This window comes from Pseudomonas sp. Mb7 (genome assembly GCF_054790525.1).
This window is the reverse complement of sequence record NZ_CP186501.1, coordinates 4,996,943-5,021,967: the sequence shown is the minus strand read 5'-3', so window position 1 is coordinate 5,021,967 and position 25,025 is coordinate 4,996,943. Positions and strand designations below refer to the sequence as shown.

The window sequence follows — 25,025 nt, the reverse complement described above, 5'->3', positions numbered from 1 at the left end:
CGATCTTCTGATCTTGCTTCAGGCGTTCTCTTTGTAAGCCTTCAACGCCTTGAGCCGTTCACGCTTTAGCGCTTCGCCAAGCTCCGGCCCTTTGAATCCCTTCTCCAGCAACGGCTGCACCGCAACCTCTCGCGCAGCCTTCGCCGCACCGCGCAAATAATCCGCCTGTGGATAACTTCTCTGCTCCAGCCCTTTACGGCCTCGGGCGTCCATTTCGCATGCGGCGATAAACTCTTCAAACCGCTGCGGTCGGCGATACACGTCAAAACTCTGCAGCAGGTCAAGCAGCGTCGAGGCCTTCAACTCCAGCGCCCGGTGGCTGTGGGTGTGGTACTTGCCGACCAACAAGGCCAACTCCTGACAATCCTTTGGTGCCTTAAAGCGTTCGTTGACCGCTTTGATCAGCTTCAACCCCGTGTGCTCATGGGCGATGTGTCGCGGCCACTCTTCTTCCGGGGTCAGACCTTTGCCGAGATCGTGCAGCAGGCAAGCCCAGCGAACCGTCAGCGGTTGTTTGTGCCGCGCCGATTGCTCCAGGACGCTAAGGGTGTGCAGGCCGGTATCGATTTCCGGGTGATGCGCTTCAGGTTGTGGCACACCGAAAAGCGCGTCGACTTCCGGCATCAGTACTTTCAGCGCGCCGCAGTCGCGAAGCACCTGAATGAACACTTGCGGCTGATCTTCCATCAGTGCCCGGGAGATTTCTTTCCAGCTACGTTCGGCGGTCAACGCCTCCAGCTCACCGGACTCGCTGAGCTCATGCATCAATTCCAGCGTCTCCGGTGCGACGGTAAAACCCAGCCCGGCATAGCGCGCTGCGAAACGGGCAACCCGCAATACACGGAGGGGATCTTCGGCGAACGCCGGAGAAACGTGGCGCAGAATCCGGGCTTCCAGATCGCGCTGGCCATGGTAGGGATCGGTCAGATTGTGCTCATTGTCCTCGGCCATGGCGTTGATGGTCAGGTCGCGACGAATCAGGTCTTCTTCAAGCGTCACTTCGGGGCTGGCGTGAAAAGTGAAACCGCCATAACCGCGCCCGCTCTTGCGTTCGGTGCGAGCGAGGGCGTACTCCTCGCCGCTTTTGGGATGAAGAAACACCGGGAAATCCGCGCCGACCGGGCGATAACCCTGGGCGAGCATTTCTTCCGTGGTGGCACCGACTACGACCCAATCGATGTCAGTGACTGGTTTGCCCAGCAAGCGATCACGTACGGCACCGCCAACCTTGAAAATCTGCATAAAAAACCTCCGTTAGCCCGACAGAATAACCCTTGCGTCAGACTTTCGGAGGCCGGAACCGGATCAAAGATGAATGACGGCAAGGTCAAGTCGACCGTAATCCCCTTCGCTGTGTTCACTGCGGGGGGGAACGTGGTGGGTTTTCATGATCTGGTCGCCTTGCAGGGTTTCCAGATGGATATCGAAGCCCCACAGGCGATGCAGATGTTTAAGCACTTCGTCAGTGGAGTCTCCCAGCGGTTTGCGATCGTGCTGTTGGTGACGCAAGGTCAGTGAGCGGTCGCCACGCCGATCGATGCTGTAGATCTGCACGTTCGGTTCACGATTGCCGAGGTTGTATTGCGCGGCCAGGGTTTCGCGGATGATCCGGTAGCCGGGTTCGTCATGAATCGCAGGCACCAACAAGTCGTCCTTCTGATCGTCATCCATGATGCTGAACAGTTTCAGGTCACGGATCACCTTTGGCGACAGATACTGCAGGATGAAACTTTCATCCTTGAAGCTACTCATGGCGAATTTGATGGTCGACAGCCAGTCGCTCCCGGCAATTTCCGGGAACCAGTGACGATCCTCTTCGGTAGGTTCTTCACACATGCGCCGGATGTCGCGATACATGGCGAAACCCAGCGCGTAGGGGTTGATGCCGTTGTAGTAAGGGCTATCGAAACCTGGCTGGAACACCACACTAGTGTGCGAGGTGAGGAACTCCATCATGAAGCCGTCGGTGACCAGCCCTTCGTCGTACAAGTCGTTCATCAGCGTGTAGTGCCAGAACGTTGCCCAGCCTTCGTTCATCACTTGGGTCTGGCGTTGCGGGTAGAAGTACTGGGCGATCTTGCGCACGATCCGCACGATCTCGCGCTGCCACGGTTCCAGTAACGGCGCGTGTTTTTCGATGAAGTACAGGATGTTTTCCTGCGGCTCGGCGGGGAAGCGGGCGTTATCCTTGTCGCTGTATTTATCCGCGCCTTTGGGAATGGTGCGCCACAGATCGTTGATCTGCTTCTGCAGGTGCTCTTCACGATCCTTCTGCCGACGCCGTTCTTCTTCGGCGGAAATCGGATAAGGACGTTTGTAGCGGTCGACGCCGTAGTTCATCAACGCATGGCAGGAGTCGAGCAAGTCTTCTACTGCATCGATGCCGTGACGCTCCTCGCACTGCATGATGTACTGCTTGGCAAACACCAGGTAATCGATGATCGAGCTGGCGTCGGTCCAGGTGCGGAACAGGTAATTGCCCTTGAAGAAACTGTTATGCCCGTAACAGGCATGGGCCACTACCAGCGCCTGCATGCAGATGGTGTTTTCCTCCATCAGATAGGCGATGCACGGGTCAGAGTTGATCACGATTTCGTAGGCGAGGCCCATCTGCCCACGGCTGTACGACTTTTCCGTGCTGAGGAAGTGTTTGCCGTAGGACCAGTGGTGGTAGCCCAGTGGCATGCCCACCGAGGCATACGCATCCATCATCTGCTCGGCGGTGATCACTTCAATCTGGTTGGGGTAGGTATCCAGCGCATAGCGGGCCGCGATCCGGGCGATTTCGCGGTCATAGGTCTGAATCAGCTCGAACGTCCATTCGGAGCCGGTGGAAATGGGTTGGCGCTTCTGCTCTTTGGCGGTCATGTCACTAACCTGCGCTGGAAGAGTTCACGGAAGACCGGATAGATATCCCCGGCCGAGACCAGTTGCTGCTGGGCAAAAGTGTCAGAAAAGGCTTCGGCGATGCGTTCGTACTCGTACCACAAGGCCTGATGTTCGCGCGGGGTAATCTCCACATAAGTGTAGTACTGCACAAACGGCATGATCTGGTTGATCAGGATGTCGCGGCAGATTGGCGAGTCGTCGTTCCAGTTATCACCATCGGAAGCCTGCGCCGCGTAGATATTCCACTCGTTGCTCGGGTAACGCTCGGCCATGATCTCCTGCATCAGTTTCAGGGCGCTGGAAACGATGGTGCCGCCGGTTTCCCGTGAATAGAAAAACTCTTCTTCGTCGACTTCCCGGGCACTGGTGTGGTGGCGGATGAACACGACGTCGATCTTGTCGTAGTTCCGTTTCAGGAACAGGTACAACAGGATGAAAAAGCGTTTGGCGATGTCCTTGGTCGCCTGGGTCATGGAGCCGGAGACGTCCATCAGGCAGAACATCACGGCTTTCGAGCTGGGGTTGGGCTGTTTGATCAGCAAGTTGTATTTCAAGTCGAAGGTGTCGAGGAACGGCACACGATGGATGCGCGCGCTGAGTTTCTCGATTTCTGCCTCGAGCTCCTGAATATCGCCGAAGTTATCTGGCTCTTCGCGTCTTAGACGTTCAAGTTCTTCTTTCACTTCACGCAGTTTTGCCCTGCTGCTGCCGGACAAGGCAATGCGCCGAGCATGAGCCGAACGCAGCGTGCGGATGATATTTATCCGCGACGGGTTGCCTTCGTTGCTGATCCCGGCCCGCACGGTTTTGAAGGTGTCGGTACCGCTCAGGTTGCGTTTGACCAGGTTTGGCAGTTCGAGGTCTTCGAACATGAATTCGAGGAATTCTTCCTGAGTGATCTGGAAGACGAATTCGTCCATGCCCTCGCCGGAGTTGCCGGCCTTGCCCGGGCCGCGTCCGCCACCGCCTCCCGGCGGGCGGGCGATGTGTTCGCCGGCGGTGAACTCCTTGTTGCCAGGATGCACCACGGTCTGCTTGCCGCCACGGCCGTGGTGAAGCACCGGTTCGTCGATGTCGCGACCGGGAATACTGATCTGTTCGCCGTGCTCCATATCGGTAATGGAGCGCCGGCTGACCGCCTCTTCGACAGCCTTCTTAATGTGGTCACGGTAACGCCGCAGGAAGCGCTGACGGTTTACCGTGCTCTTGTTCTTGCCATTGAGACGTCGGTCGATCACATAACTCATAGGAAGCCCTCCGGGCAGCTTCAAGTTGTGAGCTTCAAGCTGCAAGTAAAAGCAGGTTCCCGGGCATCAGTGGGTTACGCGCTTTGTTCTTGCAGCTCGTAGCTAGAAGCTTGCAGCTGCTTCACTGCGACTTCCGTACCCGTAGGTACCATTCGGAAAGAAGCCGTACCTGTTTGTCGGTGTAGCCGCGTTCGACCATTCGAGTGACGAAGTCGTTGTGCTTTTGCTGATCCTCTTTGCTGGCCTTGGCATTGAAGCTGATGACTGGCAGCAGGTCCTCGGTGTTCGAGAACATTTTCTTCTCGATGACCACCCGCAGTTTCTCGTAGCTGAGCCAGGTCGGGTTCTTGCCGTTGTTGTTGGCCCGTGCGCGCAGTACGAAGTTGACGATCTCGTTGCGGAAATCCTTCGGATTGCTGATGCCGGCCGGTTTTTCGATTTTCTCCAGTTCTTCGTTCAGCGCGACGCGGTTGAGAATCTCGCCGGTTTCCGGATCGCGGTATTCCTGATCCTGAATCCAGAAGTCCGCGTACAGCACGTAGCGGTCGAAGATGTTCTGGCCGTACTCGCTGTAAGACTCGAGGTACGCGGTCTGGATCTCCTTGCCGATGAATTCGATATAACGCGGCGCCAGGTATTCCTTCAGGTAGCGCAGGTAGCGCTCGCGGGTTTCGGCCTGGAATTGCTCCTGTTCGATCTGCTGTTCCAGCACATAGAGCAGATGCACCGGGTTGGCGGCGATTTCATGCGGGTCGAAGTTGAAGACCTTGGAGAGGATCTTGAACGCGAAGCGGGTCGACAGCCCGTTCATGCCCTCGTCGACGCCTGCCGAGTCGCGGTATTCCTGGATCGACTTGGCCTTTGGATCGGTGTCCTTGAGGTTTTCGCCGTCGTAGACGCGCATCTTCGAATAGATGTTGGAGTTTTCCGGCTCCTTGAGGCGCGACAGCACAGTGAACTGTGCGAGCATCTTCAAGGTGTCCGGCGCGCAATGCGCTTTGGCCAGGGAGCTGTTGAACAGCAGTTTGTCGTAGATCTTCACTTCGTCGCTGACGCGCAGGCAATACGGCACTTTGACGATGTAGATCCGGTCGATGAACGCTTCGTTGTTCTTGTTGTTGCGGAAGGTGTGCCATTCCGATTCGTTGGAGTGGGCGAGCAGGATCCCGGTGAACGGAATCGCGCCGAGGCCTTCGGTACTGTTGTAGTTGCCTTCCTGAGTCGCGGTCAGCAACGGGTGGAGCACCTTGATCGGTGCCTTGAACATTTCGACGAATTCCATCAGGCCCTGGTTGGCCCGGCACAGCGCACCGGAATAGCTGTAAGCGTCGGCGTCGTTCTGTGGGTATTCCTCGAGTTTGCGGATGTCGACTTTACCGACCAGCGCCGAGATGTCCTGGTTGTTCTCGTCACCCGGTTCGGTTTTGGCCACGGCGATCTGGTTGAGGATCGACGGGTACAGCTTGACCACGCGGAACTGACTGATGTCGCCACCGAATTCGGCCAGGCGTTTGGTCGCCCATGGCGACATGATGGTATTCAGGTAGCGCCGTGGAATGCCGAAGTCTTCCTCGAGGATCGCGCCATCTTCGGTTGCGTTGAACAGACCCAGTGGTGATTCGAATACCGGCGAGCCCTTGATCGCATAGAAGGGCACTTTTTCAATCAGTTGTTTCAGCTTCTCGGCCAAGGACGATTTACCGCCGCCGACGGGGCCGAGCAGATAGAGGATTTGTTTCTTCTCTTCCAGGCCTTGGGCGGCATGGCGGAAATACGAGACGATCTGGTCGATGCATTCTTCCATCCCGTGGAAGTCTTCAAAGGCCGGATAGCGACGGATCACCTTGTTGGAGAAGATGCGTGACAGCCTCGAGTTGGTCGAGGTGTCGAGCAGTTCCGGTTCGCCGATGGCCAGCAATAGACGCTCGGCGGCGGAAACGTAGGCGCTACGGTCTTTCTTGCACAGCTCCAGGTACTCTTGCAGCGAGAGTTCTTCCTGGCGTGTGGACTCGAAGCGTTGTTGGAAGTGGCTAAAGATACTCATGACGTCACCTCGCTCGATACGTGGAGCCGACGCCGGATCACTCAGTCGATGCTGGCAAACAACCGTTTTGGCAGCTGTTTGTTTACCCCCCAGAACACTTTCACGATCGACAATCGTGAAAGTCACTCCCGATGACCCGTGCGCCGGTGTACCGGCTCTCCCCTGATTTGGATGGCCTGGGCTTAAGGATAGTTGGGAATTCGGGAGGTAAAGGCGAGATACGTAATTAGTTGTGGCAAGACCGTTCGTCTGCCCGCGCAGGCCCACGGCAGCCGGGGCCTGCGCGTGACAAAAAAATTATTCGGCGGTGCCTTGCGCAGTTTCCGCAGGATAAGTCGTACGCCACAGCTCGAAGCCGCCGTCCATGCTGTAGACGTCAGAGAAGCCTTGGCTGATCAGGTACGCCGCGGCACCCTGGCTGGAATTGCCGTGGTAGCAGACGACCACGGTCGGCGCATCAAGGTCAGCGCCTTGAATGAAAGCGTGCAGGGAATGATTGTCCAGATGCTTCGAGCCGCTGATATGCAGGGCGGCGAAAGTCGCCGGGTCGCGCACGTCGACGACAACGGCGCCTTGTTCACGCAGGGCCTGGGCCTGTTCCGGGGGGATTCGTTTGAATTCGCTCATGGCGGGTTCCTGTTGCTCGGCTGAAAGCGCAGTCTAACGCGGTGCGCTGACTGGCGAAGTTTGGGGGATAAGTGGTGCGACGGTCGGGGCGAGGCCGCCGTGTTCATCGCATTTGCATGACAGCCGTTCGCCGCTGTCGACATTCATCAGGGTCAGGCTGCCGCCCCAGACACAACCAGTGTCCAGTGCCGAGATGCCTGGCTCATGGATATTGCCCTCGAGTGCCGCCCAGTGGCCGAAGATGATCCGCAAGCCTTTGGTCTTGCGATCCTTGTGCTGGAACCACGGTTTGTAGCCGGGCGGGGCGGTGTCCAGACCTTCCTTGCTCTTGAGGTCGAGTTTGCCTTCGGCGGTGCAGAAGCGCATGCGCGTGAAGTAGTTGGTGATGACGCGCAGGCGAGTGACGCCTTTCAGGTCGTTGTCCCATTTCGCCGGATCGTTGCCGTACATGCCGTCGAGGTAAGCGGGGAACAGGTTGTCGTCACGCAAGGCGGTTTCGACTTCGTCGGCGCATTTCAGCGCGCGACGCAGCGACCATTGCGGTGGAATGCCGGCGTGAACCATGGCGACATCACGCGTCTCGTCGTAGTGCATCAGCTTTTGCTGGCGTACCCATTCCAGCAGCTCGGCGCTGTCCGGAGCATCGAGAATCTCGCGCAAAGTGTCGGACTTCTTCAAGCGCTCGATATTTCTAGCCGCTGCCAGCAGATGTAGGTCGTGGTTACCGAGCACGCAAATCAGCGATTCACGCATGCCATACAGAAAACGCAGGGTTTCCAGTGATTGCGGGCCACGGTTGACCAGGTCACCGACCAGCCACAGTCGATCAAGCTTTGGGTCGAACGCCACTTGCTTGAGCAGGCATTTCAGCGGTTCAAGGCAGCCCTGCAGGTCGCCGACGGCATACGTCGCCATCAGTGCAAAGATCCGGGAACGGCGAGGCGGAACGGCTTGATGATGGCGTCGAAATGTTTGCCATCGTCGGCGACCATTTCGTAGGTGCCCTGCATGGTGCCGACCTTGGTGGTCATCACTGTGCCGCTGCTGTAGGTGTGGCTCTGGCCGGCATCGATCAGCGGTTGCTGACCGACCACGCCTGCACCGCGCACCTCCTCTACATGGCCGTCGCCATCGGTGATCACCCAGTGTCGCGACATCAGGCGTGCGGGCTGCTCGCCATTGTTCTGAACGGTAATGGTGTAGGCGAAGGCGAAGCGGTCGTGCTCGGGTTGCGATTGGTCTGCCAGATAGCGGGTAACGACGCTGACATCGACCTGGTAACGGGAATCGGACATGCAAGAGGCCTTAAACGAAGCGGAACGCGGGGCGTAGCTGATGGGGATTCAGTCTAGGCAAGTATCGGGCAGTAAACCAGAGTGGCGTCCTGCCCGATAGCGTTCATCGTTTATCAGTCGGCGGCGGGGGAGGCCGGGACTTGTACCGCGAGCTGGTCGGCCAGACGTACGAACGCGGCCAGATCCAGTTGCTCCGGACGCAAGCTGCCATCGACGCCGGCGGCTTCGATCTCGGCATTGCTGAGCAGTTGCTTGAGAGTGTTGCGCAAGGTCTTGCGGCGTTGGTTGAACGCTTCGCGCACCACGCGCTCCAGCAGCTTGTGATCCTTGGCGGGGTGCGGCAGTACGGCGTGCGGCACCAAGCGGACGATGGCCGAGTCGACCTTCGGCGGCGGGTTGAACGCGCCCGGACCCACGTTGAACAGATGTTCTACACGGCAGTGGTACTGAACCATGATCGACAGACGACCCCAGTCACCACCACCCGGGCCTGCAGCCAGACGCTCGACCACTTCTTTCTGCAGCATGAAGTGCATGTCGCGAATGATGCCGGCATTGTTCAGCAGGTGAAAAATCAGCGGCGTGGAGATGTTGTACGGCAGGTTGCCAACCACACGCAGGCTGTTTGGCGCGGCGTTGAGCGTGTTGAAGTCGAACTTCAGTGCATCGCCCTGATGCAGGTTGAAGTTGCTCTTTCCGGCAAACTGCTGGTTGAGGATCGGGATCAGATCCTTGTCCAGTTCCACCACGTCGAGTTGTGCGCCGGAGTTGAGCAGGCCGGCGGTCAGTGCGCCCTGGCCCGGGCCGATTTCCAGCAGGCGATCTTCAGACTTGGCGCTGATGGAGCGCAGGATGCGGTCGATGACGCCGGCATCGTGCAGGAAGTTCTGGCCAAAGCGTTTGCGCGCCTTGTGTTGGTATTGCTCGGTCATAAACGGGTCTCGGCCATCTGGTAGGCGGTTTCCAGGGCGACTTGCAGGCTGCCGGTATCGATCTTGCCGCTGCCGGCCAGATCCAGGGCGGTGCCGTGATCGACCGACGTGCGGATGATCGGCAGACCAAGGGTCACGTTGACGGCAGCGCCGAAGCCTTTGTACTTAAGCACAGGCAAACCCTGGTCGTGGTACATCGCCAGCACTGCGTCGCAGTGCTCCAGATATTTGGGGGTAAACAGAGTGTCGGCAGGCAGCGGGCCACGAAGGTCCATGCCCTCGCCGCGCAGGCGCTCTAATGTCGGTTCAATGATGTCGATTTCTTCATGGCCCAGGTGTCCGCCTTCACCGGCGTGCGGGTTGAGTCCGCAAACCAGGATGCGCGGGCGGGCGATGCCGAATTTATTTTGCAGGTCGCTGTGCAGGATCCGTGTCACGCGCTCCAGCCGTTCGGGTGTGATTGCGTCCGCAATCTCGCGCAGGGGCAGGTGAGTGGTGACCAGTGCCACGCGCAAACCGCGGGTGGCGAGCATCATCACCACTTGGGCGGTGTGGGTCAGGTCAGCGAGAAATTCCGTGTGCCCGGAAAAGGCGATGCCGGACTCGTTGATCACGCCTTTGTGCACAGGTGCGGTGATCATTCCGGCGAAATCACCCTTCAGGCAGCCATTGCCGGCGCGGGTCAAGGTCTCGAGGACGAATGCGGCGTTGGCTTTGTCCAGTTGCCCGGCAACCACGGGAGCGCTGAGTGGTGTGTCCCAGACATATAGGCTGCCTGCGGGTGCAGGAGCATCCGGCCAGATGCCAGGCGCAACATCCAGCAAAGTGACGGCCAGCCCCAACTGCGCGGCCCGCTCGGAGAGCAGGTCGCGGCTGGTGATGGCAATCAGGGGATGTGGCTGGGCTTGCGAGGCGAGCAGCAGGCACAGGTCGGGGCCGATGCCGGCTGGTTCGCCGGGTGTCAGCGCGAAACGCTGGGGTTTCACTGCGCTGCCTGGTCTGCACCAGGGAGTTTGATCTCTACGTACGCTTCGTCACGGATCTGACGCAGCCAGGTTTGCAGCTCTTCGTCGTATTTGCGGTTACGCAGTACGGTCATGGCTTGCTGCTCGCGGGCCTGTTCAGTGCTGTCGGTGGCGCGACGGCCAAGGACTTCCAGAACGTGCCAGCCATATTGAGTCTGGAATGGCTTGGACAGCTGACCTTGTGGGGTCTTGGCCATCACTTCGCGGAATTCCGGTACCAGTGCGTTCGGGTCGATCCAGTTCAGGTCGCCGCCGTTGAGCGCCGAACCCGGGTCTTCGGAATAGCTTTTCGCCAGAGTGGCAAAATCTTCACCGGCCAGAATGCGCTCGTACAAGGATTGAACCAGTGCCTTGGTCTTCGCTTCATCGCGAATCGGGCTCGGCTTAACCAGAATGTGACGTACATGCACTTCGTCGCGCATCTGCGCTTCGCCACCACGTTTTGCCAGCAGCTTGAGGATGATGAAACCACCCGGCGTGCGTGCAGGTTGAGTGATGTCGCCAACAGCCATGCTGCTCAACTCGCGGTCGAACGGCGGAGGCAGTTGCGCGGCTTTACGCCAGCCCATGTCGCCGCCTTCCAGAGCGTTGTCGCTGCCGGATTTGGCAACGGCCATCTGGCCGAAGTCAGCGCCTTGCTTGAGCTGCTGGTAAACCTCCATGGCCTGACGGGCAGCACTCTGAATCGCGTCAGAGTTGGCGCTTTCCGGCGTCGGGATCAGGATGTTGGCCAGGTGCAGCTCTTCGGACAGTTGCATTTTGCCCAGGTCGGAAGCGAGGAAGTTCTTCACTTCCTGCTCGGAAACCTGAATGCGTTCTGCCACGCGACGCTGACGCACGCGGCTGATGATCATCTCGCGTTTGATCTGATCGCGGGCGTCGTCATAGTTCAGGCCGTCGCGAGCCAGAGCAGCACGGAACTGCTCAACCGACATGTTATTGCGCTGGGCAATGGTGCCGACCGCCTGGTTCAGTTCTTCATCGGTGATGCGGATGCCGGAGCGTTCGCCGATCTGCAGTTGCAGGTTTTCGACGATCAGGCGCTCAAGCACCTGTTGATCCAGTACGCCAGGAGGCGGCAAGCCGCCGCCACGCTTGGCGATGGTCTGCTGTACTTCGTGGACGCGTTGATCCAGTTGGCTCTGCATGACCACATCGTTGTCGACGATCGCTACCACTTTGTCGATGGATTGAACTGCGGCGTTCGCCGCAGTACCCAGGAACAGCGCGCCCAGCATCAGCGGGCGCAGACAATCAGAAAGCTTGGTCTTCACGTTCACGATAACCTTGAATGCCTTTGTCGAGGAAGCTCTCTACCTTGGCGCCAGTGAGGCCGCCGAGTCCCTTCAGAACAATTTGGAGGAAGACGCCATGGTCGCCTTTTTCGTTTTGCGGAGCTTCCTGGCTGAACTCGTCATAGGAAACCCAGTAACGGTTGATCAGGCGCAGTTTCCAGCAGCAGTTGTCGTACTCGAAACCACCGAAGGCTTCCAAGGTACGGTTACGGTTGTAGTCATACTGCCAGCGGCTGATCGCGTTCCACTGTGGAACGATCGGCCAGATAACCGAGAAGTCATGCTGCTGGATCTTGTAGTAGTCCTTCACGTAGCCAGGTGTGCCCGGAGTGCCGTAGTCACCACCACCCACCGACCATTTGCCGGTGTTTTGGTCATAACGGACCTGGTCATTGCGATAGCGGTAGCCGGCGTTGATAACCTTGTTCGGGTTGTCTTCAGGCTGATAGTGGAACATCGCGCTGCCGGAACGTGGGCTGCGGCTGTCCGGATCCCAGTTGTAGTCGGCCGTGGTGCGCCAATCGCGGTTCCAGCGGTATTCGTATTCCAGTGCATATGGCGAAACGTTGGATTTCGCGTCGTCACGGGTTTTGGCATCGATACCTGGCAGTTGAACTTCGCGATCCTTGAAGTACAGAGCCTGGCCGACACTGATGCGTTGACGCTCGAAACCGTCGTCTTCGATCCAGCGGCTGGTCACGCCCAGCGACAGTTTGTTCTCGTCGCCGACACGGTCGGAGCCGGAGAAGCGGTTGTCACGGAACAGCGACGAGTAGTTGAAGGTGTACTCGCTGGTGTCGAATACAGGAATGTCTTCCTGATTCTCCTCGGGCACGTAGAGGTAGAACAGTCGCGGTTCCAGCGTCTGACGGTAGTTCTTGCCGAAGAAAGACGTGTTGCGGTCGAAGTAGAGGCCGCTGTCGATGCTGGCGATTGGCACGCCACGGTTCTGATTGCTACCGAACTTGCCACCTACGTAGTCGGTGCCTGCCGCAGCTGCAGCATTCTGCTGAGCAACGATCTGCGACTTACCGGTACCGTCCAGATCCAGCTGATACTGGGTGTACTGATACTTCAGCGATGGCTTCAAGAAGCCATAGGTCCAGTTCATCGGCAGGCTGACACCCGGCTTCAAATTCAGACGGTCGCCGTTGGCACGGGCCAGGCCTTGAACGTTGGTATCCAGACGCGGTGACGCGTTACCGTTTTCATCGATGAAGTTGCCAGTTTTCAAATCACGATCAAACCGCACAATCTCGGTCTCGTAATCGAAATTCAAACCTTCCGGATGATACGGCAGCTGACCATTGAAGGTGATCTGCGGCAGACGACCATACGGCGTGATGTTCGAAACAGTAGCCAATTGGTACTGCTGAGCATTCAAGCGAGCGGTATAGCTGTCGCCACGATAAGTAACCGCGCCCTGCTGGTTCACGAAGTCGCTGGATTTCACGCCAATCTGGTCAGTCTGCAGATCCTGGAAGTAATAAGGATCGCTGATCTTGGTGTAGTCGACTTCGGTGAGCACACGGGAGTCGAGACCACCCTTGTGCTGCCAGTTGTACATGTAGCGGGTTTTTTCGTAGTCGGTCTGCTTGCTGCGCTCGGTATCGTCATCGTTCAGATACGCCGCACCAAACTGACCTTCACTCGACTTGGTCAGGTAACGGAACTCACCCTCCACCAACATGCCACGCTTGCTCATGTAACGCGGGTACAACGTGGCGTCGTAGTTCGGTGCCAGGTTGAAGTAGTACGGTGTAACCAGCATGAAGCCGGTGTCGCTGCCGCTGCCAATGGTCGGCGGCAGGAAACCCGACTGACGACGGTCGTCGATCGGGAAGTAGATGTACGGCGTGTACAGAATCGGAATGTCTTTTACGCGCAACGTCACGTTGGTCGCGGTACCGAAACCGGTGGCCGGGTTCAAGGTGATGTTGTTGCCCTTGAGCTGCCAGGCGTTGCTGTTCGGTTCGCACGTGGTGTACGTGCCGTCCTTCAAGCGAATGATCGCGTTTTCCGCACGCTTGGCGTACAGCGCGTTACCGCGGATGCGCGATTTGTGCATCACGTATTCGGCGTTGTCGACCTTGGCTTCACCGGTGTCGAGCTGCACATCGGCGTGGTCGCCGACAATCAGCGCGCCGTTGTCGCGGATACGTACATCGCCATTGAGTTCGGCGCGGCTCTCGGCCTGATACAGGCTGGCCTCGTCGGATTCGACCTGCATGCTGCCCTGACGCAGGACAACATCACCGGCCAGCGTACCGACTTGATCATCGGTGTTATAGCGCGAGGCTTTTGCGCCGATAAAGGTCGGAGCATCGCTTTTGTTCGTCTTGTCATTCATGCCAGGACGAATCGGTTCGATATAGGCACCAGAGCAGTAAGGCCCGGTCTCGGCCAATTGGGCGGCGGTGAGCTTCTCGCGCGGAACCCAGTCGAGGTGACTGAAGTCTTCGCTACGGGATTTCAAACCGCGGCCCTTGGCTTCGGTGACCAGCGCCGTTTTAGGCGCTGTGTCGGCAGCCGAACCGTTCTCGGTCGCCGCTTCGCCCGTAGCACTGACGGCACTGCCGTCATGCACCGGACGCGGCGGCAACGCAGCAGCGGTTGATTTGGGCGCACAGGCCCAACCACCCGAAGCCGAGACGGAGCAGTCATACTGCTCGGCGGCAACAACGAATTGACTGGCCAGAGGTTGCATAGCCAGCAGACTGCCGGTTACCAACAACGGAAATTTTTTACGAAACGCGGGGGATTTCAATGCCATCTTATTAGTCCGGGCTTCCTGCGTGCCATCTGCCCGCGGTGTGGGCCGCACGCCTCTCGATGGTCTGAAAAAGATGCTGGATAATAAAGCATGACCCGCTTGACGGCTAGCGCCGTCGGAGACCCTTGCAATGCCTGACCAAGATGTACGCTTGCAACACCTGAAAGTTTGGCTCGATGAGCAGTTGGCAATCCTGTTTGCAGATCAGGGCTGGGGCACCGTGCCCCCGGCCACGTTGACTGCGGCCAGCAGCGACGCGAGTTTCCGCCGTTACTTCCGCTGGGAAGGCGAGGGGCGCAGCTTCGTCGTGATGGACGCGCCGCCCCCCCAGGAAAACTGCAAACCGTTCGTGGATATCGCTTTTTTGCTGGCGAAATCCGGAATAAATGTGCCGAAAATTTATGCCGAGGACCTCGAGCGCGGATTTCTTTTGCTCAATGACCTGGGCAACCAGACCTATCTCGACGTGATCGATGGCGAAAATGCCGACGCATTGTTCGCCGATGCCTTGCAAGCGCTGCTGGCTTTTCAGCAGTTGCCGATGGTTGCACCGTTGCCGAGCTACGACGTTGCCTTGCTGCGCCGTGAGCTGGAACTGTTCCCTGAGTGGTATGTGAAGCGTGAACTCGGTGTCGAATTCGATTCGACTCAGCAACAGCAGTGGCAGCAGGTTAGTGATCTACTGATCGACAGCGCACTCGCTCAACCCAAAGTGCTGGTACACCGCGACTACATGCCACGCAACCTGATGCTCAGCGAACCGAATCCCGGCGTGCTGGACTTCCAGGATGCGGTTTATGGCCCGGTGACCTACGACGTGACCTGCCTGTTCAAGGACGCCTTCCTCAGCTGGCCCGAAGAGCGCGTGCACGGCTGGCTGGAAAATTACTGGCAGCAAGCTTCGGCGCTGAACATTCCAGTGCAGCCGGACTTCGAAGACTTCCTGCGCGCCAGCGATCTGATGGGCGTGCAGCGCCATTTGAAAGTCATCGGCATCTTCGCGCGCATCTGCCACCGTGACGGCAAGCCGCGTTACCTGGCCGACGTGCCACGTTTCTTCTCCTATATAGAAGCGGTGATTGCGCGACGTCCGGAATTGGCCGAACTGCAAGCGCTGTTCACCAGCCTGCGGGGTGGAGCAACAGCATGAAGGCAATGATTCTGGCAGCAGGCAAAGGCGAGCGCATGCGTCCGCTGACCCTGACCACGCCGAAACCACTGGTGCGTGCCGGCGGTGTTCCCCTGATCGAATATCACCTGCGCGCCCTCGCGGCCGCAGGATTCAACGAGATCGTGATCAACCACGCCTGGCTCGGTCAGCAGATCGAGGATTATCTGGGTGACGGTTCGCGATTTGGTGTGAGCATTCAGTACTCGCCCGAAGGCGAGCCACTGGAAACCGGCGGCGGGATTTTCCGGGCGCTGCCGATGCTTGGCGATGATGCGTTCCTGGTGGTCAACGGTGATATCTGGACCGATTATGACTTCAGCGTCCTGCACCAGCCGATCAACGGACTCGCGCATCTGGTCCTTGCGGACAACCCGACGCATCACCCGAACGGTGATTTCACGTTGGCCGACGGCCAGGTGATCGATGGCCAGCCCGACGCTGCAACCCTGACCTACAGCGGCATCGCTGTGCTGCATCCGCAACTGTTCGATGGCTGCACCGACGGCGCGTTCAAGCTGGCACCGCTGCTGCGCAAAGCCATGGCGGCTGGCGAAGTGAGTGGCGAACGCCTGAAAGGTCACTGGGTGGATGTCGGTACCCACGAGCGTCTGGCCGAAGCTGAAGCCTTGATAGAAGCGAGTCGCTGACATGTTGTGGCCAGGGACTCTGATTGGAGCCGGAGCGGGTTTTGCGATTGCCAGCATTCCGGGGGCCATGCTTGGGGCATTGTTGGGGCAAGCGCTGGATCGGCGTCTGCACTTGCAGAGCTGGGGACACTTGCGGGAAAAACTCGGCGGTCGGCCGATGCTGCGCAACGACGAACTGTTGTTTGTGTTGCTCGGGCGTCTGGCCAAGAGTGATGGTCGGGTTACCGACGGGCATATCCAGCAGGCGCGCAACGAGATGCGTGCGCTGGAGATGAGTGAGCCGGCAACGCGCCGCGCCATCGCGGCATTCAACCGTGGCAAGTCTGAAAATGACAATCTGCGCGGTTATCTGCGGCGCTTGAGCGCGCAGCCCCATGCGGCCGAGGGTGTCTTGCGTGCGTGCTGGCGGATGGTCTGGGCCGATGGTCGTGCCGGCGTCAGCGAGCGTGAATTGTTGGCGCAGTGGGGCAAATGGCTGGGCTGGACAACGCATCAGGTGCAGGCGCTGGCCAGTGATTACGAACCGGGCAAGCGTCCGATCGTCAGTGCTGCAGTGAGCTATCAGGAGGCGATGCGTTTATTGGGTGTGTCGGCGTCCAGTGAACCGGCGCAGATCAAGCGGGCCTATCGGCGCCTGCTCAGTCGTCATCATCCGGACAAGATTGCCGGAACGGGGGCGACGCCAGCGCAGGTGCGTGAGGCGACTGATAGAACCCGGGAGCTGCACAATGCTTATACGTTGATTCGTGAGCGGCGGGATTTTCGCTAAACGTTAGATGTGTATCGTCTGCGCTGGCCTCTTCGCGAGCAGGCTCGCTCCCACAATGGATTGTGTATGCAGATCCAATGCGGGAGCGAGCCTGCTCGCGAAGGGAGCGACGCGGTTTGTCGGTCAGTCTGTGTTCTGCGGATTCAGCCAGCCACGCACCCGGCGGAACAACTGTTCCTGCTCAGCCTTGTTGTCTGGCAAGGCTCTGAGCGCCACTTGGCTGAACGCCGAAGTCTTCAAGCGCTTGCTCGCCTGCATGCGCTCCAGCGCGGCGTTGCGATCCAGCGGCTTGTCCATGTAGAAAATATCTGCGGTCGGCAGCTTCAGGGTTGGCGTCAGCTCGGCCAGTGGCGGTTTGGCCTTGGCTGGCATCTGTGCATCGACCATGACGAATTTCTCTACCTGCGCCGTTTGTTTCTCGCTCAGGTATCGCGCGGCCCAATAGGCACCAGTGCCGTGTCCGAGCACGACAATGCTGCGTGCGCTCTGCTGTTCGGCGTAGGCAATCGCGGCGTCGATGCGCGCGAAGATGCGTTCGGCGTCAGCCTTGGATTGTTCTTCAGTGGTTTCGGCGACCACTTGATCCGCCACTTCGGCTTCACCGCCAGCGGCTTGTTCAATTGGCTGCGCGGTGGTGGAGTCCTTGCTACCCGACTCCGGTGCTTTCGGCGCAACCGGCGCTTCAACCACGCGCGGTGCGATGGCGTCGCTTTGCAGGTCGGGCAGGGTGATACTCAGGCTGCTCCATTTTGCATCCGGCAGTTTGCGCCGCAATGGGCCGATTGCCTGCGGCCAGTCAGCGGTTTCGCCGGCGCCAGGGATGATGATCACCGCGCCTTTGGGCTCGGCGGTGTTGGCCGGTTTCCACAGGGCGAGGAAGCTGTCGCTGCCGGCCTGCAATTGTTGCTGTTCTTGCGCCGGGACTTTACGTTCCAGTGCGGCGGCCTCTTCCTGACTACGCTCTAGCAGTGGCTGGCGTTCGGCCGGTTTTTCTTCTGCCGGTTTTTCCGCCGCAGGAGTGGGGTCGGCGGCGTTGACGGAAAACGCACAGGGCAGGATCAGCGACAGGCACAATGCTGGCATTGCCAGGCGGTAAACAGAGGGCATCGGTTATTCCAGGCCAGAAAGTATCCCGGCAGCCTAATGGGTTGGTCAGAATTTGTCAGTGTATGAGACTTCAATGAAGCGATTTTGCTGCCTGTGGGTTATCGGCTGTTTGTGGTTTCCCTTGATGGGCTGGGCGGCGCCTGCGCCCCCGGCCCACGTTGCGCAATTGTCGGCGGGCCAGCAGCAATGGCTGGCGCAGCACAATGAACTGCGCGTCGGTCTGGTCCTGCAAGCACCGTATGCGCAATACGACCGGCGTTTGCAGCGGCTGTCCGGGGCTAACGTCGAACTGATGAAGTTGTTGGCCAAGACGCTCAATGTCGAACTGAGCTGGCGTAACTTTCAGGATCTCGCACAACTGGAAACCGCCGTGCGCGAGGGCGAGATCGATATCGCTCCGGGCCTGAGTCAAACCCCGAGTGCGTTGCGTCTGTGGCAGTTTTCCGATCCCTACATGCGCGTGCCGCAACTGGTGGTCAGTGAGCAGAAGGCCAGTGGCGTGGTCGATCTGGAGAAACTCGACAGCCAGGTCCGCGTCGCCGTGCGCATGCCCAGCAGCACCGCGGACTATCTGCGCAGCAACTATCCACACCTGAACCTGCAAGGCGTGCCGCTAGAGCGTCAAGCCTTGCAGTTGCTGTTGACGCAGCAGGCCGCCTACGCCGTGGTCGACGAGGCACAACTCGGGCGGTTGTCGGTAGAGCCGGAGTTCGCCGAACTGGTGGTGGTGGGCGATATCGGCCTGCCGCAACTGCTGCGAGTCGGCTCGCGCCGCGATTGGCCGGAGCTGGCCGGCATTGTGCAAAGTGCTTTGCGCGCGATCCCGGCCAAAGATCTGGAGCAACTGCACAACCAATGGCTGCAACCGAAATACCCGCGACTGTCGGAGTCGCCCGGCTTCTGGCAGAACCTCAGTCTGTTGTTTGCGGTGATCCTGCTCAGTTGTGTCGCGATCGTGCTCTGGCAGCGCCGCCAACAGCACAGCCTTGAGCAGCGATTGCTGGCCGCCCGGGAAGACATCGCCTTGCGCGCAGCCAGCGAAGAAGCGCTGCGGTTGACGCAGTTCTCCATCGATCAAAGCACCGTCGGCATCCTCTGGGTCAATTGGGACAGCCATGTGCGCTACGCCAATCGTGCGGCGGAAAACATGCTCGGTTACCCCTCAGGCGGATTGATCGAGCGTCCCCTGATCGACTTCGAGCCGGGACTGCACATGGATCGCTGGCTCAATCTGTGGAAGCGCGCGCGGGCCAGCGAAGAAGGGCCGCTGAGTTTCGAAACCAGTTGCGTGCGCGCCGATGGCAGTGTTTTGCCTGCGGACGTGTCGCTGAGTTTCCTGCGCTTTCGCGACAGCGAATACCTGGTGGTTTACCTCACGGATGTCACCGAGCGCCGCCGTGCACTGGCGGCGTTGCAGGAAAGCGAGGCGCGTCTGCAAGGCATTGCGGCGAATGTGCCGGGGCTGGTGTTCCGTCTGGAGCGGGCGCCAGTGACCGGGCAGATCGACTTTGCCTACATCAGCGAGGGCAGCGAAAGTCTGGTCGGTTATGCCCCGGCCACCATTGCCCATCGCGACATGGGCCTGCGCAGCCTGGTGCATCCCGAAGATAAGGCGAGTTATCACCGCACTCAGGATCAGGCGCTGGACACCGACAGTGACTGGTCATGGCAAGGCCGGATCCTCACGCGTCAGGGCGAGCAGCGCTGGGCCGAGATCAAAGCGATCACTCGCCAACTGGAGGACGGCGCGTACGTGTGGGACGGCATCGTCTGGGACATCAGCGAGAGCAAGCGTATCGAGCTGGAACTGGCGGCCTCCCGCGAGCAACTGCGCGAACTGTCGGCGCACCTTGAAAGCGTGCGTGAAGAAGAGAAGGCGCGAATTGCCCGCGAGGTTCACGATGAGTTGGGGCAGATGTTGACGGTGCTGAAACTGGAAACATCGATGTGCGAACTGGCCTACGCGCAACTCGATCCCGGTCTGAACGAACGGTTGAACAGCATGAAGCGCCTGATCGCGCAGTTATTTCAATTGGTGCGTGATGTGGCGACGGCGCTGCGACCACCGATTCTCGATGCCGGGATTGCGTCGGCAATCGAGTGGCAGGCGCGGCGGTTCGAGGCGCGTACGCAGATTCCATGCCTGGTGCAGGTGCCGGACAATCTGCCGGCGCTCAGTGATGCCAAGGCGATTGGCCTGTTCCGGATCCTGCAGGAGGCGCTGACCAATGTGATGCGCCATGCCCAGGCGCATACTGTGGAACTGACGCTGGCGCTGGAAGGCGACGAATTGTGTCTGACGGTCGCCGATGATGGCGTAGGATTCGTCGCTGCTGCCGGTCGGCCGACTTCGTTTGGGCTGGTGGGCATGCGTGAGCGGGTGCTGATCATGGGCGGGCGGCTGACGCTGGAGAGTGAGCCGGGGGAGGGCACCAGTCTGGTGGTGCGGGTGCCGGTGAGTGAGGTTTGAAGGTTTGTGGTGTTTGGGCTGACGCTATCGCGAGCAGGCTCGCTCCCACAGGGATTGGTGTGTACCTGAAATCTGGAGAAAAGATTTGATCCGAGTACTGGTAGCCGAAGACCACACCATTGTCCGCGAAGGCATCAAGCAATTGATTGGCCTGGCCAAGGATCTGCAAGTGGTGGGCGAGGCGAGCAATGGTGAGCAACTGCTCGAAACCCTGCGCAATGTGCCGTGCGAAGTGGTGCTGCTCGACATCTCCATGCCCGGCGTCAATGGCCTCGAAGCGATCCCGCGCATCCGTGCTCTGAACAATCCGCCAGCGATTCTGGTGCTGTCGATGCATGACGAAGCGCAGATGGCTGCTCGGGCGCTGAAGGTTGGCGCTGCCGGGTATGCGACCAAGGACAGTGATCCGGCGTTGTTGCTCACCGCCATTCGCAAGGTCGCGGCCGGTGGGCGTTACATTGATCCGGATCTGGCGGATCGCATGGTCTTCGAAGTCGGCCTGACCGATGCGCGGCCGCTGCATTCGTTGCTGTCGGAGCGCGAATTCTCGGTGTTCGAGCGCCTGGCCCAAGGCGCCAACGTCAACGACATCGCCCAGCAACTGGCCCTGAGCAGCAAAACCATCAGCACCCACAAGGCGCGTTTGATGCAGAAACTCAACATCACCTCGCTGGCCGAACTGGTCAAATACGCGATGGAACACAAACTCCTCTAAAGATCACCGCGATCAAAACTGTAGGAGTGAGCCTGCTCGCGATAGCGGTGGATCATTCACTGCTGTGGTGGCTGATCCACCGCTATCGCGAGCAGGCTCACTCCTACAGGGGATCTCCATAGCGCCAGAAATTTTAAGCATATCTGTTAGCGACACGCGCTTTTGCTTGTTCTTGCAGCTTGCAGCTCAACCCTCGCCACTGCCTTATCCATTAGCGCCATCCTTGTAGGGCAATCCCTACCCCCAACCTTCCATCCGGCTGAGGCGATTCTCTCCTGCGCCCCGATTTGCGCGCCTGTCAGCAACCACTAGGCTTAATCCACAAGCAGTCATCAACAACAAAGGTGTGGGTATGAGCCAGGTCGAAACAAACGCAGGGGCCAGTGATGTGCTGGTCAGCTTTCGTGGAGTGCAGAAGAGCTACGACGGCGAGAACCTGATCGTCAAAGACCTCAACCTGGACATCCGCAAAGGCGAGTTTCTCACCCTGCTCGGGCCGTCCGGTTCCGGCAAGACCACCAGCCTGATGATGCTCGCCGGTTTCGAAACACCGACCGCTGGCGAGATTCTGCTGGCCGGGCGCTCGATCAACAACGTGCCGCCGCACAAGCGCGACATCGGCATGGTGTTCCAGAACTACGCGCTGTTCCCGCACATGACCGTTGCGGAAAACCTCGCGTTTCCACTGACCGTCCGTGGCCTGAACAAAAGCGATGTCAGTGACCGCGTGAAAAAAGTCCTCAGCATGGTTCAGCTCGACGCGTTCGCCTCGCGTTATCCGGCGCAACTGTCCGGCGGTCAGCAACAACGTGTGGCATTGGCCCGTGCGCTGGTGTTCGAACCGCAACTGGTGCTGATGGACGAACCCCTCGGCGCCCTCGACAAACAGCTGCGTGAACACATGCAGATGGAAATCAAACACCTGCACCAGCGCCTCGGTGTGACCGTGGTCTACGTGACCCACGATCAGGGTGAAGCGCTGACCATGTCCGACCGCGTTGCGGTATTCCATCAAGGCGAAATCCAGCAGATCGCGCCGCCCCGCACCCTTTACGAAGAGCCAAAAAACACCTTCGTCGCCAACTTCATCGGCGAGAACAACCGCCTCAACGGCCGCTTGCTCAGTCAGAGCGGCGAGCGCTGCGTGGTCGAGTTGGGCCGTGGCGAAAAGGTCGAGGCGCTGGCGGTCAATGTCGGCCAGACCGGCGAACCGGTGACCCTGTCGATCCGTCCGGAGCGCGTCAGCCTCAACGGTTCGAGCGATCAATGCGTTAACCGCTTCTCAGGGAGGGTGGCGGAATTCATCTATCTGGGCGACCACGTCCGGGTGCGCCTGGAAGTCTGCGGCAAGACCGACTTCTTCGTGAAACAGCCGATTGCCGAGCTCGATCCCGCGCTCGCAGTCGGTGACGTGGTTCCGCTTGGCTGGCAGGTCGAGCACGTACGCGCACTCGATCCTCTTCTAGAGGCGAACTGATCGCCCCGGCAATACCAACACCAACCCTGCACGTGGAGAGAACAATAAATGTTGAGATCCCTGAAGTTCACCGCCCTGACCCTGGGCCTGATGGGTGCGGCAAGCGCAATGGCCGCTGGCCCGGATTTGACCGTGGTGTCGTTTGGCGGGGCGAACAAGGCGGCGCAAGTCAAAGCCTTCTATGCACCGTGGGAAGCGGCAGGTAACGGCAAGATCGTCGCCGGCGAATACAACGGCGAAATGGCCAAGGTCAAAGCCATGGTCGACACCAAGAGCGTGTCGTGGGATCTGGTCGAAGTTGAATCGCCAGAGCTGTCCCGTGGCTGCGACGAAGACATGTTCGAACAACTCGACCCGGCACTGTTCGGCAAGACTGAAGACTACGTCAAAGGCGCGATTCAGCCATGCGGCGTGGGCTTCTTCGTGTGGTCGACCGTACTGGCTTACAACGCCGACAAGCTGAAAACCGCACCGACCAGTTGGGCGGATTTCTGGGACACCAAGAAATTCCCGGGCAAGCGTGGCCTGCGCAAAGGCGCCAAGTACACCCTCGAATTCGCGCTGATGGCCGACGGTGTGGCGCCGAAAGACGTCTACAAAGAGCTGGCGAGCAAGGGTGGCCAGGATCGTGCGTTCAAGAAGCTTGATGAGCTGAAGCCAAGCATCCAATGGTGGGAAGCCGGCGCACAACCGCCGCAATACCTCGCTTCCGGTGACGTAGTGATGAGTTCGGCCTACAACGGTCGCATCGCGGCGGTGCAGAAAGAATCCAACCTGAAAGTGGTGTGGAACGGCGGCATCTACGACTTCGACGCGTGGGCCATCCCGAAAGGTCTGGACGCCAAGCGCGCCGAAGCGGCGAAGAAATTCATCGCCTTCTCGGTACAGCCGCAGCAGCAGAAAACCTACTCGGAAAACATCGCCTACGGCCCGGCCAACACCCAGGCTGTGCCTCTGCTGGCCAAGGACGTCCTGAAAGACATGCCGACCACCCCGGAAAACATCGCCAACCAGGTGCAGATCGACGTCAGCTTCTGGGCTGACAACGGCGAGCAACTGGAGCAGCGCTTCAATTCCTGGGCTGCGAAGTAACCCGAGCATACGGACCGAGGGCTTTCCGGATGATCGTTCCCACGCTCTGCGTGGGAATGCCGCCCGGGATGCTCCGCGTCCCTGTGACGCAGAGCGTCACTGGATGCGTTACCACGCAGAGCGTGGGAACGATCAGTACCCAAAGTTCGAGGTAGCGTTCGCCACCTCTGTAACGATCAAAGATTTGCGGAGTACGTCATGGCCATCGCCGTTCCCCTGAACGAGGGCACCAGCCCCACCTTGAAGCAGAAGCTCAAGCGCGCCGAGCGGGTCAACCGCTGGAAGGCTCAAGCGCTGATTGCGCCGCTGGTGCTGTTTCTGTTGCTGGTGTTTCTGGTGCCGATCGTGGCGCTGCTCTACAAAAGCGTCGGCAACCCCGAAGTGGTCGGCGGCATGCCGCGCACCGTGGCGGCCATCGCCAGTTGGGACGGCCGTGGCCTGCCCGCTGAACCGGTCTACAAAGCTGCCGGCGAAGACCTCGCCGAAGCGCGTAAAAACCAGACGCTGGGCGATTTGTCCAAGCGCTTGAACATGGAGTTGGCCGGCTATCGCAGCCTGCTGACCAAAACTGCCCGGGCGCTGCCGTTCGCCAGCGAACCGGCCTCCTATAAAGAAGCACTGGAAGGCCTCGACGAGCGTTGGGGCGACCCGGCCTACTGGCAAGCGGTCAAACGCAACACCAGCAGCATCACGCCTTACTACTTGCTGGCAGCGGTCGATCACCGTATCGACGACCTCGGCGAAATCGCCCCGGCCACCCCGGATCAGGCGATCTACCTCGACATCTTCGCCCGCACCTTCTGGATGGGTCTGGTCATCACCGTGATCTGCCTACTGCTGGCTTATCCACTGGCGTACCTGCTGGCCAACCTGCCGTCGCGGCAAAGCAACCTGCTGATGATCCTCGTGCTGCTGCCGTTCTGGACATCGATCCTGGTGCGCGTCGCCGCGTGGATCGTACTGCTGCAATCGGGCGGTCTGATCAACAGTGGGCTGATGGCCATGGGCATCATCGATAAACCGCTGGAACTGGTGTTCAACCGCACCGGCGTGTACATCTCGATGGTGCACATTCTGCTGCCGTTCATGATCCTGCCGATCTACAGCGTGATGAAAGGCATCTCGCCGACCTACATGCGCGCGGCGATTTCCCTCGGCTGCCACCCGTTCGCCAGTTTCTGGCGGGTGTACTTCCCGCAGACCTACGCCGGTGTTGGCGCCGGTTGCCTGTTGGTGTTCATCCTCGCTATCGGCTACTACATCACCCCGGCGCTGCTCGGCAGCCCGAATGATCAAATGGTCAGCTACTTCGTCGCTTTCTACACCAACACCAGCATCAACTGGGGCATGGCCACCGCGCTGGGCGGGCTGTTGCTGCTGGCGACCGTGGTGCTTTATCTGATTTACAGCTGGCTGGTCGGCGCCAGTCGCCTGCGCCTGAGCTAAGGGG

The 25,025-nt window shown here is 59.3% G+C and carries 20 protein-coding genes; 8 read left to right on the top strand and 12 right to left on the bottom strand.

The annotated features are described in order from the left end of the window. Positions 1 to 18 precede the first annotated feature (18 nt). The 11 genes from ACOYXH_RS22720 to ACOYXH_RS22670 all read right to left on the bottom strand — a co-directional run bounded on the left by ACOYXH_RS22720 (position 19) and on the right by ACOYXH_RS22670 (position 14,127). On the bottom strand, positions 19 to 1,242 hold the full coding sequence (locus ACOYXH_RS22720) for a multifunctional CCA addition/repair protein (RefSeq protein WP_095126220.1): 1,224 nt from the start codon (positions 1,240 to 1,242) through the stop codon (positions 19 to 21). A 63-nt stretch (positions 1,243 to 1,305) separates the two neighbouring features. Continuing rightward, complete coding sequence (locus tag ACOYXH_RS22715; protein ID WP_258708900.1) at positions 1,306 to 2,868, bottom strand: SpoVR family protein; 1,563 nt, start codon at positions 2,866 to 2,868, stop codon at positions 1,306 to 1,308. Next, positions 2,865 to 4,136: a YeaH/YhbH family protein gene (locus ACOYXH_RS22710; RefSeq protein ID WP_007910114.1), complete on the bottom strand. Its 1,272-nt coding sequence runs from the start codon at positions 4,134 to 4,136 to the stop codon at positions 2,865 to 2,867. The genes ACOYXH_RS22715 and ACOYXH_RS22710 overlap by 4 nt, the downstream gene beginning before the upstream one ends. A gap of 121 nt (positions 4,137 to 4,257) precedes the next feature. Then, positions 4,258 to 6,180 carry a PrkA family serine protein kinase gene (locus ACOYXH_RS22705; protein ID WP_007910115.1) on the bottom strand — a complete coding sequence of 641 codons (1,923 nt, stop codon included), beginning with the start codon at positions 6,178 to 6,180 and terminating at the stop codon, positions 4,258 to 4,260. A gap of 297 nt (positions 6,181 to 6,477) precedes the next feature. Further along, positions 6,478 to 6,807: a thiosulfate sulfurtransferase GlpE gene (glpE, locus tag ACOYXH_RS22700; RefSeq protein ID WP_016983139.1), complete on the bottom strand. Its 330-nt coding sequence runs from the start codon at positions 6,805 to 6,807 to the stop codon at positions 6,478 to 6,480. Positions 6,808 to 6,840: 33 nt separating this feature from the next. Then, positions 6,841 to 7,722, bottom strand: a complete 882-nt coding sequence (locus ACOYXH_RS22695; protein WP_134178006.1) for a symmetrical bis(5'-nucleosyl)-tetraphosphatase — start codon at positions 7,720 to 7,722, stop codon at positions 6,841 to 6,843. Next, entirely contained in the window at positions 7,722 to 8,102 is a 381-nt protein-coding gene (gene apaG, locus ACOYXH_RS22690) for a Co2+/Mg2+ efflux protein ApaG (protein WP_134178005.1), read from the bottom strand. The genes ACOYXH_RS22695 and apaG overlap by 1 nt, the downstream gene beginning before the upstream one ends. A gap of 113 nt (positions 8,103 to 8,215) precedes the next feature. Next, positions 8,216 to 9,034, bottom strand: coding sequence for a 16S rRNA (adenine(1518)-N(6)/adenine(1519)-N(6))-dimethyltransferase RsmA (gene rsmA, locus ACOYXH_RS22685; protein ID WP_095122616.1), 819 nt, complete (start codon positions 9,032 to 9,034; stop codon positions 8,216 to 8,218). Then, complete coding sequence (gene pdxA, locus ACOYXH_RS22680; RefSeq protein WP_258708899.1) at positions 9,031 to 10,020, bottom strand: 4-hydroxythreonine-4-phosphate dehydrogenase PdxA; 990 nt, start codon at positions 10,018 to 10,020, stop codon at positions 9,031 to 9,033. Before pdxA ends, rsmA begins: the two co-directional genes overlap by 4 nt. Continuing rightward, on the bottom strand, positions 10,017 to 11,333 hold the full coding sequence (gene surA, locus ACOYXH_RS22675) for a peptidylprolyl isomerase SurA (protein ID WP_408980817.1): 1,317 nt from the start codon (positions 11,331 to 11,333) through the stop codon (positions 10,017 to 10,019). Before surA ends, pdxA begins: the two co-directional genes overlap by 4 nt. After that, positions 11,314 to 14,127: an LPS-assembly protein LptD gene (locus tag ACOYXH_RS22670; protein WP_095126217.1), complete on the bottom strand. Its 2,814-nt coding sequence runs from the start codon at positions 14,125 to 14,127 to the stop codon at positions 11,314 to 11,316. The genes surA and ACOYXH_RS22670 overlap by 20 nt, the downstream gene beginning before the upstream one ends. Positions 14,128 to 14,257: 130 nt before the next feature. On the opposite strand from ACOYXH_RS22670, the gene ACOYXH_RS22665 reads away from it, so the two are divergent. The 3 genes from ACOYXH_RS22665 to ACOYXH_RS22655 are packed head-to-tail and all read left to right on the top strand — an operon-like array spanning position 14,258 to position 16,714. Next, positions 14,258 to 15,277 (top strand): aminoglycoside phosphotransferase family protein, encoded by a 1,020-nt coding sequence (locus ACOYXH_RS22665; RefSeq protein ID WP_095050317.1) that lies wholly within the window; start codon positions 14,258 to 14,260, stop codon positions 15,275 to 15,277. Further along, on the top strand, positions 15,274 to 15,945 hold the full coding sequence (gene murU, locus ACOYXH_RS22660; protein ID WP_258708896.1) for an N-acetylmuramate alpha-1-phosphate uridylyltransferase MurU: 672 nt from the start codon (positions 15,274 to 15,276) through the stop codon (positions 15,943 to 15,945). The genes ACOYXH_RS22665 and murU overlap by 4 nt, the downstream gene beginning before the upstream one ends. 1 nt (position 15,946) lies before the next feature. Further along, the gene (locus ACOYXH_RS22655; RefSeq protein ID WP_093441918.1) at positions 15,947 to 16,714 is read left to right on the top strand and encodes a TerB family tellurite resistance protein; all 768 of its coding nucleotides are present in this window, start codon (positions 15,947 to 15,949) and stop codon (positions 16,712 to 16,714) included. A gap of 123 nt (positions 16,715 to 16,837) precedes the next feature. On the opposite strand, the gene ACOYXH_RS22650 is transcribed toward ACOYXH_RS22655, so the two are convergent. After that, the gene (locus tag ACOYXH_RS22650) at positions 16,838 to 17,821 is read right to left on the bottom strand and encodes an alpha/beta hydrolase family protein (protein WP_460066202.1); all 984 of its coding nucleotides are present in this window, start codon (positions 17,819 to 17,821) and stop codon (positions 16,838 to 16,840) included. Between the two features lie 73 nt (positions 17,822 to 17,894). On the opposite strand from ACOYXH_RS22650, the gene ACOYXH_RS22645 reads away from it, so the two are divergent. The 5 genes from ACOYXH_RS22645 to ACOYXH_RS22625 all read left to right on the top strand — a co-directional run bounded on the left by ACOYXH_RS22645 (position 17,895) and on the right by ACOYXH_RS22625 (position 25,021). After that, positions 17,895 to 20,291, top strand: a complete 2,397-nt coding sequence (locus ACOYXH_RS22645; protein ID WP_095050320.1) for a PAS domain-containing sensor histidine kinase — start codon at positions 17,895 to 17,897, stop codon at positions 20,289 to 20,291. 85 nt (positions 20,292 to 20,376) lie between these two features. Next, positions 20,377 to 21,006, top strand: coding sequence for a response regulator (locus ACOYXH_RS22640; RefSeq protein ID WP_093441901.1), 630 nt, complete (start codon positions 20,377 to 20,379; stop codon positions 21,004 to 21,006). A 352-nt stretch (positions 21,007 to 21,358) separates the two neighbouring features. After that, positions 21,359 to 22,483 carry an ABC transporter ATP-binding protein gene (locus ACOYXH_RS22635; protein WP_095126215.1) on the top strand — a complete coding sequence of 375 codons (1,125 nt, stop codon included), beginning with the start codon at positions 21,359 to 21,361 and terminating at the stop codon, positions 22,481 to 22,483. A gap of 48 nt (positions 22,484 to 22,531) precedes the next feature. Continuing rightward, complete coding sequence (locus tag ACOYXH_RS22630) at positions 22,532 to 23,575, top strand: ABC transporter substrate-binding protein (RefSeq protein ID WP_038363355.1); 1,044 nt, start codon at positions 22,532 to 22,534, stop codon at positions 23,573 to 23,575. A gap of 198 nt (positions 23,576 to 23,773) precedes the next feature. Beyond that, on the top strand, positions 23,774 to 25,021 hold the full coding sequence (locus tag ACOYXH_RS22625; protein ID WP_093441896.1) for an ABC transporter permease: 1,248 nt from the start codon (positions 23,774 to 23,776) through the stop codon (positions 25,019 to 25,021). The last annotated feature ends 4 nt before the right edge of the window (positions 25,022 to 25,025 follow it).